The organism is Giesbergeria anulus, from assembly GCF_900111115.1.
GTDB classification, from domain to species: Bacteria; Pseudomonadota; Gammaproteobacteria; order Burkholderiales; family Burkholderiaceae_C; genus Simplicispira; species Simplicispira anulus.
Genome location: NZ_FOGD01000001.1, coordinates 765,416 through 779,432 on the forward strand (window position 1 = coordinate 765,416; position 14,017 = coordinate 779,432).

General features: G+C 57.3%; 17 protein-coding genes and 1 tRNA gene. 4 read left to right on the plus strand and 14 right to left on the minus strand.

Annotation, left to right across the window (positions count from 1 at the left end):
• The first annotated feature begins 2 nt into the window (after nucleotides 1-2).
• A complete protein-coding gene (locus BMX55_RS03485; RefSeq protein WP_091452740.1) occupies nucleotides 3-2,876 on the plus strand; it encodes a caspase family protein in 2,874 nt (957 codons plus the stop codon).
• 15 nt (nucleotides 2,877-2,891) lie between these two features.
• A complete protein-coding gene (locus BMX55_RS03490) occupies nucleotides 2,892-3,617 on the plus strand; it encodes a glycine zipper domain-containing protein (protein ID WP_091452743.1) in 726 nt (241 codons plus the stop codon).
• Between the two features lie 663 nt (nucleotides 3,618-4,280).
• Here BMX55_RS03490 and BMX55_RS16075 read toward each other — a convergent pair.
• From BMX55_RS16075 to BMX55_RS03535, 9 genes are all read right to left on the minus strand, one after another.
• Nucleotides 4,281-4,460: a hypothetical protein gene (locus BMX55_RS16075; RefSeq protein WP_143059568.1), complete on the minus strand. Its 180-nt coding sequence runs from the start codon at nucleotides 4,458-4,460 to the stop codon at nucleotides 4,281-4,283.
• Nucleotides 4,461-4,954: 494 nt separating this feature from the next.
• On the minus strand, nucleotides 4,955-5,353 hold the full coding sequence (locus BMX55_RS03500; protein WP_091452750.1) for a LexA family transcriptional regulator: 399 nt from the start codon (nucleotides 5,351-5,353) through the stop codon (nucleotides 4,955-4,957).
• A gap of 148 nt (nucleotides 5,354-5,501) precedes the next feature.
• Entirely contained in the window at nucleotides 5,502-5,927 is a 426-nt protein-coding gene (locus tag BMX55_RS03505) for a single-stranded DNA-binding protein (RefSeq protein WP_091452753.1), read from the minus strand.
• Entirely contained in the window at nucleotides 5,920-6,126 is a 207-nt protein-coding gene (locus BMX55_RS03510; RefSeq protein WP_091452755.1) for a hypothetical protein, read from the minus strand. Before BMX55_RS03510 ends, BMX55_RS03505 begins: the two co-directional genes overlap by 8 nt.
• Nucleotides 6,123-6,731, minus strand: coding sequence for a hypothetical protein (locus BMX55_RS03515; protein ID WP_091452759.1), 609 nt, complete (start codon nucleotides 6,729-6,731; stop codon nucleotides 6,123-6,125). Before BMX55_RS03515 ends, BMX55_RS03510 begins: the two co-directional genes overlap by 4 nt.
• Nucleotides 6,721-8,271 (minus strand): YfjI family protein, encoded by a 1,551-nt coding sequence (locus tag BMX55_RS03520; protein ID WP_091452762.1) that lies wholly within the window; start codon nucleotides 8,269-8,271, stop codon nucleotides 6,721-6,723. Before BMX55_RS03520 ends, BMX55_RS03515 begins: the two co-directional genes overlap by 11 nt.
• Nucleotides 8,272-8,352: 81 nt before the next feature.
• Entirely contained in the window at nucleotides 8,353-8,547 is a 195-nt protein-coding gene (locus tag BMX55_RS03525; protein WP_091452766.1) for a hypothetical protein, read from the minus strand.
• Entirely contained in the window at nucleotides 8,544-8,816 is a 273-nt protein-coding gene (locus BMX55_RS03530) for a hypothetical protein (RefSeq protein ID WP_091452769.1), read from the minus strand. Before BMX55_RS03530 ends, BMX55_RS03525 begins: the two co-directional genes overlap by 4 nt.
• Nucleotides 8,813-9,604 carry a hypothetical protein gene (locus BMX55_RS03535; RefSeq protein ID WP_143059569.1) on the minus strand — a complete coding sequence of 264 codons (792 nt, stop codon included), beginning with the start codon at nucleotides 9,602-9,604 and terminating at the stop codon, nucleotides 8,813-8,815. Before BMX55_RS03535 ends, BMX55_RS03530 begins: the two co-directional genes overlap by 4 nt.
• 13 nt (nucleotides 9,605-9,617) lie before the next feature.
• Between BMX55_RS03535 and BMX55_RS03540 the strand changes: the two genes are divergently transcribed.
• Nucleotides 9,618-9,851, plus strand: coding sequence for a DUF4160 domain-containing protein (locus BMX55_RS03540; protein ID WP_091452776.1), 234 nt, complete (start codon nucleotides 9,618-9,620; stop codon nucleotides 9,849-9,851).
• Nucleotides 9,848-10,282: a DUF2442 domain-containing protein gene (locus tag BMX55_RS03545; RefSeq protein WP_091452780.1), complete on the plus strand. Its 435-nt coding sequence runs from the start codon at nucleotides 9,848-9,850 to the stop codon at nucleotides 10,280-10,282. Before BMX55_RS03540 ends, BMX55_RS03545 begins: the two co-directional genes overlap by 4 nt.
• Before the next feature lie 113 nt (nucleotides 10,283-10,395).
• Here the strand turns inward: BMX55_RS03545 and BMX55_RS03550 are convergent, their stop codons facing one another.
• The 5 genes from BMX55_RS03550 to BMX55_RS03570 form a co-directional block, all read right to left on the minus strand.
• The gene (locus BMX55_RS03550; RefSeq protein ID WP_091452783.1) at nucleotides 10,396-10,737 is read right to left on the minus strand and encodes a helix-turn-helix transcriptional regulator; all 342 of its coding nucleotides are present in this window, start codon (nucleotides 10,735-10,737) and stop codon (nucleotides 10,396-10,398) included.
• 143 nt (nucleotides 10,738-10,880) lie between these two features.
• Nucleotides 10,881-11,321 (minus strand): hypothetical protein, encoded by a 441-nt coding sequence (locus BMX55_RS16080; protein ID WP_143059570.1) that lies wholly within the window; start codon nucleotides 11,319-11,321, stop codon nucleotides 10,881-10,883.
• A 331-nt stretch (nucleotides 11,322-11,652) separates the two neighbouring features.
• Nucleotides 11,653-11,952, minus strand: a complete 300-nt coding sequence (locus BMX55_RS03560; protein ID WP_091452788.1) for a hypothetical protein — start codon at nucleotides 11,950-11,952, stop codon at nucleotides 11,653-11,655.
• A 548-nt stretch (nucleotides 11,953-12,500) separates the two neighbouring features.
• Nucleotides 12,501-13,748 (minus strand): tyrosine-type recombinase/integrase, encoded by a 1,248-nt coding sequence (locus tag BMX55_RS03565; protein ID WP_091452792.1) that lies wholly within the window; start codon nucleotides 13,746-13,748, stop codon nucleotides 12,501-12,503.
• 188 nt (nucleotides 13,749-13,936) lie between these two features.
• Nucleotides 13,937-14,010: transfer RNA gene (locus BMX55_RS03570), tRNA-Gly, on the minus strand.
• Nucleotides 14,011-14,017 lie beyond the last annotated feature (7 nt).

Genomic DNA, 14,017 nt, shown 5'->3' on the forward strand with positions numbered 1-14,017 from the left:
TTATGCTGTATCGCTTCATAGCACTGTGTTGGCTGGTATGGGCGCAGGCGCTGATGGCCGCCCCCACGGCGGATTTGCCCCGCGAGCCTGTTTTACGGATTGAAACCGGCAGCCATTTATCGGCCATCACCCATATCAGCAGCGATGCGCAAGGCCGCTACGCCGTCACCTCGTCCGAAGATAAAACCGCACGCTTGTGGGATTTGCGCTCAGGCAAGGCATTGTCGGTATTGCGGCCACCTTTAGGCGCAGAAAACATTGGCGCTTTGTATGCAGTAGCTATGTCGCCCGATGGGCAGCAGATTGCTACTGGCGGTAATGCGGCTTTTGATGGCCAAAGCCATGCCCTGTACCTTTTTGATCGAGCCAAGGCCAGCCTGCCCCCCAAGAGCACTTTGTCCGGGCTAGAGGCTCCCATCACCGAATTGGCTTGGTCTGCCGACAGTCAACTGATTGCCGTGGGTCTGCGCCAAACGGGGTTGCGTGTTTTTCAGCGCCAATTGGGCTTTATCGGTGCCGACCCCGAATTCAATGAGGCCATTTATGGCGCGGCCTTTGCCCGCGATGGCCGTTTGGCTGTGGTCAGTTTGGATGGGGCAGTGCGTTTGTACCGCTTCGGGCCACAGGGATTAGAACGCATCGCACGCAAACAAATGCCGGGCCGCCCTTATGCACTGGCTTGGTCGCCAGATAACCAACTGCTAGCCATTGGTATGCACGATAGCGCACAAGTAGCGATTGTCTCGCCGCACACTCTAGAGGTGCTGTACACGATAGAGTTGCCCGGTGCTGGCAATTTGGCCAAAGTAGCGTGGTCACCCGATGGCCAAACGCTGTTTGCAGGCGGTAGCCTATCGCGCCAAGGGCGCTTTCCGGTATTTGCTTTTGCCCAAGCCGGACGCGCTGCGGGGCGCGAAGTAGCCCATTTTGGCAATATCGTCACCAGTCTGGCAGTCAACGAGACCGGGCTGCTAGCCAGTTCCGCCCAACCAGCTTGGAGTGCCTTAGATGCCGCTGGTGAACAGCGTTTTTCTGTCACCGCCAGTATGGCTGATTTTCGGGATGCACTCGATGCTTTCCGCCTCAGTGCCGATGCCCAACAACTGGCCTTGCCCACGCAAATGGGTGGCAAAGCCGGGGTGTGGTTTGATTTTGCCCTCGGAGAGCTGCGCTTAGGCGATGCACCACCCCAGCTCATGCCCGCCCAAGTCCCTGCTGGTTTGAGCGATTGGCGCAATGCCCCCGCCCCCCAATGGCGTGGGCGTGTGCTGCCACTGCGCCAAGGTGAGCGCTCGCGCAGTGCTGCCGGTTTGCCCGATGGGCGTTTTGTACTGGGCACCGACTGGTTTTTGCGCAGCTACTCCGCCGCAGGTGCCCTGTTGTGGGAACAGCGCACTCCAGCCACGGTCTGGGCTGCCAACATCAGTGCCGATGGCCGTTGGGCCGTGGCAGCACTGGGTGATGGCAGCGTGCGCTGGTATCGGCTGGCTGATGGGCGCGAGCAACTGGCACTGTTTATCCACAGCGACCGTGAGCGCTGGATTGCTTGGACACCCAGCGGCTATTACGACACCTCGATTGGTGGCGAAGCATTGGTAGGCTGGCATGTGAATCGGGCCTTTAATCAGGCAGCTGATTTCTTTTCGGTGGGGCGTTTTCGTGAACGTTTTTATGCCCCCTCCGTGGTGGCCAAAGTGCTGCAACTGGGCGATGAGCAACAGGCCTTATTGGCCTACAAAACCACTCCACTGGCACAGAAAAATACCGCGCCTGTCGCCGCACCCCTCAAAACGACCGCTGTGAAGGTCACAGAGATGCTGCCGCCGCTGGTAGAGTTGCAAAGCGACCACAGCATCGACAGCAATGATGCAATTATTCCGATCCGTTACACCGTACGCACTCCAGACAATGCCCCCCTGCAAGATTTAAAAATCCGGGTCAATGGCCAACTCAAGTTGGGCGTAAAACAGCGCATCTTGCGCAGTGCAGCAGGCAATGTTTTTGAACTGGAAGTGCCCGTACCGCCGAAAAATTCAGAAATTTTGCTTATTGCAGAAAACAAATACGCGAAATCTGATCCTATCAGCATCCAAGTGCGTCGCCCCAGCACAGACCCTGGCAAAGCCGCCTATGTAGAAAAATACGACACACTGTATATGCTGGTGGTAGCAGTGAATAAATATCCGGGCAAAAATGCACTGGAGTTACCAGTCAAGGATGCTAAAGATTTTCAGCATCAGTTGGCACATATTGCCAACCCTCCGGTAGGCAGACCCAAGCTATACAATAAATCAGAGGTCAAAGTGCTGTTCGACCAAGATGCCAGCCTAGAAAATATTCGTGCGGGGCTTAAATGGTTAAAAGATAATGTCAAAGCCAAGGATGCAGGAATTTTCTTCCTAGCTGGGCATGGCCTATCGGATGAGCGTTCTTATTATTATGTCCCCCATCGGGCCAACGATATTGGTAAAAAAGAACAATGGCTTTCTGGTTTTGATATTGTAGAAACCCTGCAAAGCTTACCTGGCAGAGCCATATTTTTCTTAGACACCTGCCATGCTGGCGCACTGGCTAACCAAGCAAAAGTGGTGAGCACTATCAACCAAGTAGAAGATGAAAAAGGGGTGATTGTGTTTGCCTCGTCTACCGCCAAAGAGTTGTCGCAAGAAAAAGACGATTGGGGCAACGGTGCCTTTACCAAAGCACTTATTGAAGGCTTGCGCGGCGAAGCCGAAGATCCACGCGATAAAATGGTTTATCCGACCACCCTCAAACGCTACGTGACCCGTAGAGTGCGAGAACTCACTGACAATGAGCAGCGGCCTTACATCAGCGATCATGGCATTGATGATCCGATTGCTATTGTTGTAAAGTAATTTTTAGGAAATTTTATGCATACAAAACATCGACTACGTTCTATAGCCACTGCGTTGGCTGGTGCAATGCTTTTATCTGCCTGCGCCACCAATCCTGATGGCAGCTTGGCTTTTGATCCAAAAATTACCAGTGTCTTGGTGGGTGCTGCTGCTGGCTGTGCCGTTGGGTCTGCTACAAGCAGCAAATCTGGGCAAGGTTGTTTGGTGGGTGCAGCCATTGGTGCTGCTGCTGGATATTTGGTGGGCTGGTATTTCGAGTCAAAAAAACTAGCCGATGCCAAAACCATCAACCGTGATTATGAAAACCAAGTCAAGGCAGGAAAAATCGGCAAAGATTACCGCCCACCAAAAAATGAAGTCGTGCCGGTCAAATTTGAAACAAAAATGACCCATCCGTCAAATAATGCCGCCAATAAAAATGAGTTTCAAGTTACGTCTAATACTGACTTGATTGGCTACGGCGATCGGGTTCCAGAAGTGCACCAAAATTATGCTATCTACGATGAGAAAAACCAGCTACTAGAGGAGCGTACAGAAAAAATGACGGCGGTCGATGGTGCTGGACGGTACCAAACCCAGTCTAAATTTAGTTTACCTGCTGATGCCAAAGGCAAGCAGTACACCGTCAAGACGAGCTTAGTGGCTAACAATAAGCCGTTCAAGGAGAGCAGCTATAAAGTTTCTGTGCTGGGAGATGATGCACCGATGCTGATCGTTGCACTGCACGAACCCCGCGATTAATACAGAGCCAGGCTACGGCAACAAAAAAGCCCCTTGCCTACAAAGGGCGGGGCTTGGAAGGCGCTGGAGCGGGTGAAGGGAATCACATTTCCCTCTGTAGATTGGTGAAAAATACAAAAAGAACCAACAAAAAGACCAACAAAAAGAAAAGTGTCCCCGTATTGCTGGCGCTTTGGTAGCTATGGTTTTTGTAGTGGTGCTATGTGCGGGATTTTTCCCCGTGGCATGGCGGGAAACTTTCCCGCCTATCTTGCTGGTGCCTGTTGCGCCACTGCCACGCTGGCAAGCTCCACGGCCTGCCTATGCGGGTGGTGGCTGGTCTAGGCACGGTGGGGTGGCGAATCTGCACCCCATGTCCATCATGGACATACCGCATGGGGCTGGTGGCTGGGAACGGTTATGCGCTCAGTTCAATTGAGGGCATAAAACGAAACTTCCGTAGTAGCGCTGGGCTGGCTGCGGGCATGGGCTAGATTCAATCTAGGGTTAGATGCGGGATTTCCCCGTATGTGCGCCAGCAAGGTGTGTCCGCGATGGCGCGCTTGAAGTCTTGCGGTGCAAGGGTTGGGCCTGCCTCGTTTGCTATATTGGAGCCGTCTCCTGAATTCGTTGAGCCAGACCGTTCGGATGCCTTCTTCGCATCAACACTGGATACTCTCGGCTTCAGGAGATTTTTGTTTGCGCCTTGGATTCGCCGGTCACTTCGGCGGTGGCTGCGGCAAAGCCTTTTTGCTGGGCGTGCCCGTGTTTCGCAACAGGTGGGCAAACTTTTCCCACCTGTTCGTCCTCCGCGTCATAGCTCTCCAGCGAGTAATCCGGCGACGGTTCCGGGTGCAGCGCCACCCAAACCTCTTTGCGGCGGGCTGTGTAGTGGGAGCGCTGGGGTAGGACTAGGGCACTGCCAGCGCCAGCACCTACCCAATGTTGTTGGGTTGGTTTGTGAGTATCTTTGGGATAGTCGCAAAAGTGCGTCATCCCTTGGTGGTGCTACCTTCCTGCTACTTTTTGCTACCTTGGGTCTGCTGCGTTTTGCTGCATCTTGCTGCGTTTGGGCTGAGACCTCATTGGGATTGACGCGCAACAGTGGACGGCGTACAAATGAGTGCAGCCCGGCGATAGGGGCGACACTTGAATCAGCTTGCTGGTCAGGACGCCCATAGGAATCACGGGCTGCTTCGGCGTCTTGCTACCTTGGGCTGTCGCGTTTTGTCGCGCACTGTCGCGTTTGGGCTGGGCTGCAACCATTGCCTCTGCAACCACCTTGGAAACTTGCCGCTGGAAACTAAGGTTTTCTCAGGTTTTCTTTGGTTGCACGTTTCACTTCCAGACGTATGAGCCTACCGCCCTGCACCGAAGGCCAGCGCCACACCCGCCAGCAGCTTGGACAGCGCCAGCGTTTCCCGTGGCGTCAGCGCCTCGCAAACATCATCCCCCACCTCTACCTTGAACCGACCACGCGGTAAGGCTGTCACGCTAACGGCGCGGTCTGGCGTGGTGTCCACTAGCTCGAATAGGCCAGCGTATAGCGAACGAATCAGGCCATCTTCCCGTAGCCTAGTGATGTGGTCATCAACGGTCGTCATGCGCAGCCCCGTTACCTCAGTAATGCGGCGGCGGCTTGCCTGATGGCCGTGCTCTGTCAGGTCGGTGATGGCTTTGAGGATGGTTTCTCGGTTCTGCCCAGGGCTTTTTGGCGGGCTGGCTTCAGTAGGTGTGTCATCGCTGGCGGTTGTCATGGGCGCCTTTCTGGATTCGTTCTCCGAAGTCTCTGCGCGCACGGCGCGAAAGCCAATCCCTGAAAGGGGGCTACCAAAAGCAAAACCCGGCACAGGGCCGGGCTGGTGGGGTGGAGTTTCACCACCCCATGCGCTGCAACCGGGGGTTTCAGAACGGCATGGGGCCATCGTCCGGCCACGGCGGTGGCTCAGACTGCGCACGGGCGCGCCATGCCTCATCTTTGGGGCGCTGGCTTTGGGGTTGGGCATCCCCTTGGGTAGCTGCACGCTTGTGGCGCACTTGGTACACGGTCAATACCTGCTGCGCCACCACGTCTAGGGCTGGGCGGTACTGCCCCTCCTTGTCCTGCCAAGTGCCTACCTTGAGTGGGCCAGCCACTGCCACAGAGTCACCTTCTTTCAGCGCCAGCAATGCGGCCACGGGGCCATCGTCAAAGGCAATCACGCTGACAAAAACAGATTCGCCTTCGGTGGTGGGCGTGCGAACTTTCGCCAGTGCAAAGGGCTTGCCGCTCTTACCGGTGCGCTGGGTGGGCGTGCCGTGTACCTTGCCTGCAATCAAGACGTCAATCATTTTCAATCTCCCCCTTCATGGTGCGCACTATGGCTTCCAACTTGCCCACCAGCTCGTGCATGAAGTGCTTTCCGATAGGTACGATGACAAAGTTATCTTCATCGTCCGTGGCAATAAGCTTGTTTTCAGCGTATTGGATTGACCAGCCGTCAGGGTGTTGGTACAGCGTGATGGGGGCTAGAACGGGCGGGCGTGTCATGTGGATTCCTTTCCTGCTTCAAAAGCCTGTTCATAGGTGGCGTAGAGGTGCTGGCCTGTAGCGCAGCGCTGGCTGCTCCCCCCACTGCGGGCGGTGGCTTTGCAAGTGGTGCAGCTCCAGTGGTGGGCCTGATAGGCGCGGTCTGCCACGTTCCACGGCTGGTGAACCGAGAACTTGGGTAAGGGCTTTGCTGGGGATGGGGTAGCGGCTGGCGACACCACGGCGGGCGGTGCTGGCTTGGGCGCTACGGATGGCACCAGCTTGGACAGTTCGCCCCGAAGGTGTGCAGCAAGCCCTTGCCGGTCGTTGGGTGGGGTTGCCTCGATGTCGGCGCGCCAGTCGGTGCGTGCCTTGTCGCTGGCTTGGATGGCAGTGCAGTAGCGGTCGGCCAGCGCCAGCAATTGAGCCATGCCGGGGTTAGGTGGTGGCGCTTCCAGTCCGTGGCTAATGGCTAATCCGGCTAACGTGGCTAATTTGGCTAATTCATCCGGGCTTTCGGGCTTTTGATTAGCCAAATTAGCCGGATTAGCCGCGTTAGCCATTAGCCAGTGGTTAGATTCACGTTTTGCGGCGGCGTCCCTGATAGCGCTCAAGTCAACCAACATGGCGCACCTCCCAGCCGTCGCCAATCGGGCGAACGTAGCCGCGCTGGGTCAGTTGCTCCAACAGCACATTGATACCTTTCGCTTTCAGGCTGCGAATGGCACGCGGGCACTTTTGCAGCACAGCAGCACGGGCCACCAACGGCCCCTGCTCTTGCAACCAGTCCCACAGCACGCGCAAGCGCTTGTCGGTCTGCGCTTGTTTGCCGGTGCCCATCAGGCGCAAGTGCTCAGACAGGTAGAACGTCACCAGCTCCATTGCGCCGTCCATGGCTTGCACGTCAATGACTGCGGCTTGGGGGTTGTTGAACAGGGTAATCACGCCCGCAATGCGCGCTGCCTGTTCTGCGGCCTTGCTGGCAAAGGCACGGGCCTGCTCTAGCTCTGCCCCGTCCGCCTGCTGCACTTCAATGGCGTTGTAGAACTCAATCCACAGGGCGCGGGCCTGCGGGTCTAGGGGTAGCCCCTTGGGTTTGAGCTCGTAGCCGTCGCCGTTGGGCCAGCGCTGCGGGCTGGTGTCGAGCAGTTGCCCCATGCGGTGGGCGTAGGCCAGTACTGCCGGGTTTTCCATCGGGTTGTTGCCGTTGTAGAAGCGCGTTCCTGCCAGCGTCTGGGGTTGTGCTACCAGGCACCGGGCTAGGAAGCCTTGGCCATCGGCCAGCGGGTCAGATAGCAGCTCACGCAGTAGCAGCGGTTGCACCATGATGTGCAGGGCAATGCGGCGGCCTAGCAGCGATGTGTAGCCCGTGCCCCCACGCATCACGTCGAGGGCTTCGGCACCCCAGCCCTTGAGGAAAAAGGCCATCGCCCCCATGCGGTTGACCTCTTTCATGCTGTGGCCCCCCAGCACTTCACCGCCTTCGGCACTGAACACACCGATACTGCTTTGGCCCTTGAGTAGCCGGGCCACGCCTTCCACAGTGGCATTGCCCACGGTCAGGGACTGCATGAGCGGCTCTTGCGGTTCTGGGTCGCCTTTTTTGGAGGTGGCCTGCTCTTGCCGGTAGGCTTCCATGGCATGGTGGTGCTGTCGGCTTTGCTCCTTCTTACGGCGGGCAATCTCCATACAGGCCACATCGTCCACGGCACTCTTTCTATCGCCGCTGCTGCCACTGGAGACAAGGTAGAGGGTGAGCGGACAGGCTTTGCCATGCGGCAACACCACGTCTGCAAGGGGTTGCGCGGCCAGACTGGCAGCGGCCAATACACTGCCACCAGCCATAGCATCGGGCGCTTGCACGTCTTCGGCAATGGCTTGGGCTGCGGCTCCTAGCAGTGGCCCCAGTGCGGCAAAAGGGAAGGACTGGGGCGGGCGGGTGTCGCCGGTGTCTTCAGGCAGTGGCACCAGTTCGGGCCAGTCGGTGACGGTGACGCCTGTGTCGGCAAGGGCATTGCGTGCGTCGATGTCGGCCATCTCTAGTGCAGTCATGGCGTTATGTAGGGCGATGGCCTTGGTACTGTCGCCCGTTGCAATGACCGCATCAATCTGCGCCTGCAATGCGGCAGCTTTGGCACCGCCGGGGCGGTTGAGGTCGTTATTCATGGTGGCTCCCTTTGCCGGGTGTTGGCAATGCAGCGGCTTGACCCTGCTGCACAGGGCTTTGAATTTGGGTCATGTTTTCCTCTACTCGGTGAGGTTTGCGGGGGTGTTGGGGGGCTGGCTGGCGATGAACTCGCGCAGCATGGTTTTGGCAACCATCAAGTCGGTCATGCGTTCGGCAGCATCAGACAGACCGGGGCCAGCTTGCTCGCGTAGGTCGGCGGTGGTGGCGTCAAGCTCGCCATCAAGCCATTGCAGGTAGGTTGCGGTGGTGCTCATTTCGTCACCCCCTTGGCTTGGTCGGCTGCATCGCGCAAAACCGCTGCCGTCATCAGTGCTGCTGCAAACTCGCGGGCCGATTTGGTGCACAGCTTCACATGAAAACCATTGCCCGCCAGCGCCATCCCAAGGTTGATTTCACCGGGTTCTATTGCAGATATGAACGAGGGGCCGCCCACCTTGGCCGAAGCTGCCACTTTGCCATCCCTGCCATACAGGTCTAGGCCAGCCACAAAGCAAATTTCTTGGGGAAACTTTGGGTAGTTCACACTGCCACCTCCATGACTTGCAGTGCCTTGAGCAGTTGCACGGCCTTGCGGCGGGCTGCGGTTAGGTTGCCCTTGCGCAGATAGAACCCGGCCAAGCTGGCGCTGGTGGTGGCCTCTAGGAGGGCGTGGGCTGTGGTGGTGGGGATGGCCGGGGCGGCCTTGGGCGTGGGCGCGGCAGTGCGCGCCAATGTGACCTGTTGCATGGTCTTGGCTCCTACGGGATGAAGAACCACACGTTGCGTTTCTACGCACAACGGGTGGGCATGGCGGTTAGAAACACGTCCGTAGCCGTGCGGGTGTCCTTGCGGATAACCCACGCCATGCCCATAAACCATGCCGCTATGGGAAAGTCCATAACGGAAAAATTGGGGCGTAACAAAACCCCGCTCATCGGTGGGAGTTGCTACCTCTACGGATTTGGTGTTTCTACGCACCGGGCCTCTCGGCTTGGGGCCAATTTTGCCACAGCTCACACCCGTGGTGCAGGCCAGCGCCAGCAGCGGGACAATGCCGGGGGCTGGTGCTGGGGGTGTTTCCAGTCTGTGGCTAATGGCTAATCCGGCTAACGTGGCTAATTTGGCTAATTCATCGGGGCTTTTGGGCTTCTGATTAGCCAAATTAGCCGGATTAGCCGGATTAGCCACGTTAGCCATTAGCCAGACACCGGCTAACGGTGCCAAATTGACCCAATCTGTCGCCGTTGTCGCCACGTCGCCAGTGCTGGCTGCATGGCCGGTAGTGCGGGCCAGCGCCAGCGGGCCACCTTGCGGGTAGTGTAATAGTTTCACTACAATAAAGCGCATGACCAATTACCCCGCTATCGGAGACTGGCGCATCCGAATCAACAGCATGGAACATGGCGTGGCCCATGTCCATGTGGAATTTCGTGATGGGCACCGCGTAGTGGTGGCGATTGAAACCCGCAAGGTACTGGCGGGAAGCGTGGTTCCTGCAAAGCGGCTGGTGTCTGCCTTGCAAGACATTGAGGCGAATGCGGCCAAGTACCTGGCCGAATACCGGAGGTTGAATCCATGAAGGCCATCACCCTGAAAGCGGCGCGTATCGTTGGCACGCTGGCCCTTGAAATCGACTGGAGCACCGGCGAAACTTTGCGGGCTGACTTGGCAGACTGGCTGCGCCCCCCTATGGATGCGCTGCACGATGCGGCGTTCTTCGCACAAATGCAGGTGGACGACTGGGGCACGGGCCTGAACTGGCCCGGTGGGCTTGATCTGGGGGCCGATACCCTCTACACCCTGTGCCGAGAACAGGCGGGCCTGCCCACCGCGCAAGGCTTTGACGCATGGATGCAGCGCAATGGCCTGTCGTTGGTCACAGCAGCAGAGTCGCTGGGTATGACGCGGCGCATGATTGCCCACTACCGCACGGGCAGTCGTCCCATTCCCAAGGTGGTGGGGCTGGCTTGCACCGGCTGGGAAGCCAAGCGCCAAGGCATCAGCCGATAGAAAACCAGCGTAGGGGGTGAGCAGCGCCAGCGCTTGCGTGGTCTGGGTGGTGGTGGGAGAATGGCCTTGTTCTGTGTGGCCTGTCGTGATTTTCGGATTGCGGCGGGCCATTTTTATTGCACCTCCGCCAGTTGCACCGCGTTGGTATTGGTTTGCTGCGCCAGCCACTGGCGAATATCACCACAGCGCCATGCGGTAATGCGTGGCCCCAATTTCAAGGGTTTTGGAAAATCACCCGCCTTCACCTTGCGCCAGAGTGTGGGGGCGCTAAATGGCAGTAGTGCATGGACACCGGGGCGCTTGGGGCTAGGCACCAATTGAGACTCACGCAACAGGGCGCAGTCTGGCAATTGGTCGAACGAGGTGGGAATGGGCGCGGCTGGTGTAGCTGGCGCTGGTGGTTTGGCGGTGGCTTTTTTGGCGTGCCTAGAACTGAACCCGAAACCTAATGACATTTAGTGACTCCATTCGTGAAAACGTGGGGTCAGTGTCTGGATTTTGGTGGCGTCTGAATAGGCCATATAGGCCACCTATTAGCCCTTGGAAATACCCAGCCTATTTCCTAAGTCATTGAAAACAATCAAATTTAATACCCGGCCTATTCTTTGAATTTCACTGGACGGCCTCGCGCCTTGTCAGGGTTAGCTACGGTGGCAATCCGTTCTATCGCCGGGATACCCAGTGCTGGGAAGTTTACGTTTAGGTATTCGATCAGCCGGTTTCTAAAGGTATCAGCCGGGTTGCCATACCCGTTGAAGACGGCGCGGAATGCCATGTTTGCCGCGTCCAGTTCTTCTGGTAGGTCTGCCGGGTCGATATCTGGCGTGGGCGGTGCCACATCAGGGGCTGGGCTGGGTACTGGTGCCATGGTGGGTACAGTCGCCTTGCTAGGCACTGGTGCCGGGGTGGCACCGATGGCTGGGTCTAGTGCTGGTGGCAGCGGAATAGGCCACCAATAACCATGTGCCTCGGCCCATTGCTTTAGGTCTTGTGCATCGAAGGCAAGGGACTTCTCAAGTCCATGGCCTCTACCATCCATTTCCATGCCTGTCGGCAGTAAATAGCCGTCATCGGCCGCTTGTTTCAATCCGGTTTGAATTGGGCCAAATATTGGCCATACTTCATCGGGTATTGCTCCCGTTTCTCCCATGGGGGGAATGCCAGCTATAGCAGCCGCAGCTTCGCACAACGTAAATCTACGAACCCCAGCACAAGCCTTTGCCCAATCTGGAATGTGGCGCTCTGGGACGGTGGGTTCCGATGGCTGTTTCGCTACTCGGGATTCAAGGTCTAGACCGTGCTGCCTTAGAAGCTGAAAGACTTCGGCGCGACGGAAACCAATGAGGTAGTAATCAGGGTCTATGGCCATATCAGAAAGGGATATCGTCATTGGCCCAACTAGGAACGGTCACTTCTGTGTACTGTCCATGCACAGCAACACTCCTCAGCAGTCGCTCACCAATAGCTGAATCTGTCCCCCCAAAATACAGATCGCCATATTCCTGCCAAGGTATATAGTCAAATTCGCCTAATCCTGAAAGCGTAGTGTGCAAAAACTGCGCCGCATCCTGCAATGTGCAGCCGTCGTGTTTAACGATGGTTTCCAGCAGTTCATGCAGGCTGATAAATGCAGTCTTCCGCTCGTGTAGCTTGGCAGCAATGATGCTCATGCGTCCCCCTGTGTCGCAAGCCCTGAAATGAGAAAGCGCCCCAGCCGGTCAGGGGTTCCGGCGTACCAGCGGGTAATTAGTCCGTGGCTTGGGGCGCTGGGGTCTATTGTGGCACGGGGGGCACGGCACCAGTGGGAAGGACACCAGCGCCAGCAAACAATGGCACAGCACGGGCTGGCAATACCAAGGTTTACCCAAAGTTTTGAGCGTGCGCAGTCCCCGGGAATGTCAAGGTTTAGATAAGGTTTTGGGTAGGGTGCCAGCGCCAGCGAACAATGGTACGGGCTGGCGCTGATGGTGGCAGCGGTAACCCCGGTAACCCCAAGTAACCCGGCTGGGGTTACCGCATTTTTTGGGTGTTTTCCCTCTGTAGAAGGGGTGTAGTAACCCCAGTAACCCCGGTAACCTCTAAAAATACAAGTCGCGCGCGTTTGTTTTTTGTTCCCCCGCTTTCTGTTTCTAATCTGGCGCGCATTCCTGCCTATGGCGTCCTCAGAAAGCACAAACCCAGCGCAGTGGCCGGGCTGGTGGTGTGGAACTGGTGGGGGCTATGCAGCCTTGCTGTGCAGGGGGATGATGTCTGCACCCGTGCGCAGCCGGTCTAGGTAGTCAGCCCATGTTTGCATCATGGCGCGGCGCTGCTCCATGTATTCAGCACGGTCGTACGCACTACCAAGGGGGCCGCTTTTACCGTGGGCCAACTGCGCTTCCACCATGTTTGCATCTATGCCCGTCATCCGTTCGGCAAGCATGGTGCGGGCCATTGCCCGAAAGCCGTGCGCCACATGGTCATCGCTGCCAAAGTCCAAGCGCTTCAAGGCGGCATTGATGGTGTTGTCAGACATTGGGCGCGAGGTAGAACGGGCACCGGGAAAGACATAGCGCCCGCTGCCTGTCAGGGGTTGTAGCGCCCTCAAGATGGTGATGGCTTGCTTGGCCAACGGGAGGTAATGCGGTTTTCCGTTGACCTTTTCATGCCGGGTTCGCTTCATATCGGCTGGGGGTATGGTCAGCATGGCCTTGTCAAAGTCAATCCATGCCCATTCCATCGCCCGGATGTTGCCGGGGCGCTGGAAAAACAAGGCGGCAAGCTGTAGCGCGGCCACGGTGGTGGGAAGTCCCGTGTAACCGTCGATGGCCCGCAACAGTGCCCCCACTTGCGCCGGTTCAGTGACCGCAGCAAAGTGCTTGGCTACATGGGGCTGCAATGCCCCCTTCAAGTCTGGTACCGGGTTTTGCTCTATGCGGCCTGTCTGCACTGCATACCGGAACACCTGCCCCGCCATTTGTTGCAGGTCGTGGGCGGTGCTCAAGATGCCCTTGGCCTCTACCTTGCGCAAGGCGGCCAGCACGTCCTTGGCCTTGATTTTCTCCAGCGGCCTTGTCCCCAGCACGGGGAACAGATACAGCTCGTTCATGCGCAGCCATTTGTGTGCGTGGCTTTCGCTCCAGCTAGGAGCCTTGAGCTGGTGGAACTCACGCGCCACAGCCTCATAGGTGTTCGTGGCTGCCACTTTAGCGGCGTGCTTGTCCTCTTGCTTGGCGGTGCTGGGGTCTATGCCTTGGGCTAGTTGTTCCTTGGCGGTATCGCGGGCCTTGCGGGCTTGGGCCAGCGACACGGCAGGATAGACGCCTATATAGAGGGTCTTCTGTTTGTCGTGCATCCGGTAGGCCATGCGCCAGTATTTGCCCACTGCCTTGACGTGCAGGAACATCCCCCCGCCATCGCTGTATTTATCGCCAGCCGGTTTGCCGCTGTGCTTTACGTTCTTGATAAAAGTGTCGGTCAGTGCCACGGTACGCCATCCCCATGAGTGCCTGTTGGTTCCTGTTGGTGCCACGGGTCTGAGGAACCAACAAAACAACCAACAATTTGTTGGTCTGTCATGGTGCCCTATGAAGTGACATGAGACAACAAAAAAGCCCCTATGCCTATGAAGCAGGGGGCTTGTGATACGGTATGAAGTGGCTTGAAACGCTGGGGTGGAGCGGGTGAAGGGAATCGAACCCTCGTATGAAGCTTGGGAAGCTGCCGTTCTACCATTGAACTACACCCGCGTAGCCT

Coding starts and splice junctions, on each gene's coding strand:
- BMX55_RS03550 (WP_091452783.1), bottom strand. CDS start 10,737: ATGTCATTAGGTTTCGGGTTCAGTTCTAGGCACGCCAAAAAAGCCACC.
- BMX55_RS16080 (WP_143059570.1), bottom strand. CDS start 11,321: ATGGATGGTAGAGGCCATGGACTTGAGAAGTCCCTTGCCTTCGATGCA.
- BMX55_RS03520 (WP_091452762.1), bottom strand. CDS start 8,271: ATGAATAACGACCTCAACCGCCCCGGCGGTGCCAAAGCTGCCGCATTG.
- BMX55_RS03545 (WP_091452780.1), top strand. CDS start 9,848: ATGAAGGCCATCACCCTGAAAGCGGCGCGTATCGTTGGCACGCTGGCC.
- BMX55_RS03515 (WP_091452759.1), bottom strand. CDS start 6,731: ATGTTGGTTGACTTGAGCGCTATCAGGGACGCCGCCGCAAAACGTGAA.
- BMX55_RS03510 (WP_091452755.1), bottom strand. CDS start 6,126: ATGACACGCCCGCCCGTTCTAGCCCCCATCACGCTGTACCAACACCCT.
- BMX55_RS03490 (WP_091452743.1), top strand. CDS start 2,892: ATGCATACAAAACATCGACTACGTTCTATAGCCACTGCGTTGGCTGGT.
- BMX55_RS03500 (WP_091452750.1), bottom strand. CDS start 5,353: ATGACAACCGCCAGCGATGACACACCTACTGAAGCCAGCCCGCCAAAA.
- BMX55_RS03540 (WP_091452776.1), top strand. CDS start 9,618: ATGACCAATTACCCCGCTATCGGAGACTGGCGCATCCGAATCAACAGC.
- BMX55_RS03560 (WP_091452788.1), bottom strand. CDS start 11,952: ATGAGCATCATTGCTGCCAAGCTACACGAGCGGAAGACTGCATTTATC.
- BMX55_RS03505 (WP_091452753.1), bottom strand. CDS start 5,927: ATGATTGACGTCTTGATTGCAGGCAAGGTACACGGCACGCCCACCCAG.
- BMX55_RS03485 (WP_091452740.1), top strand. CDS start 3: ATGCTGTATCGCTTCATAGCACTGTGTTGGCTGGTATGGGCGCAGGCG.
- BMX55_RS03525 (WP_091452766.1), bottom strand. CDS start 8,547: ATGAGCACCACCGCAACCTACCTGCAATGGCTTGATGGCGAGCTTGAC.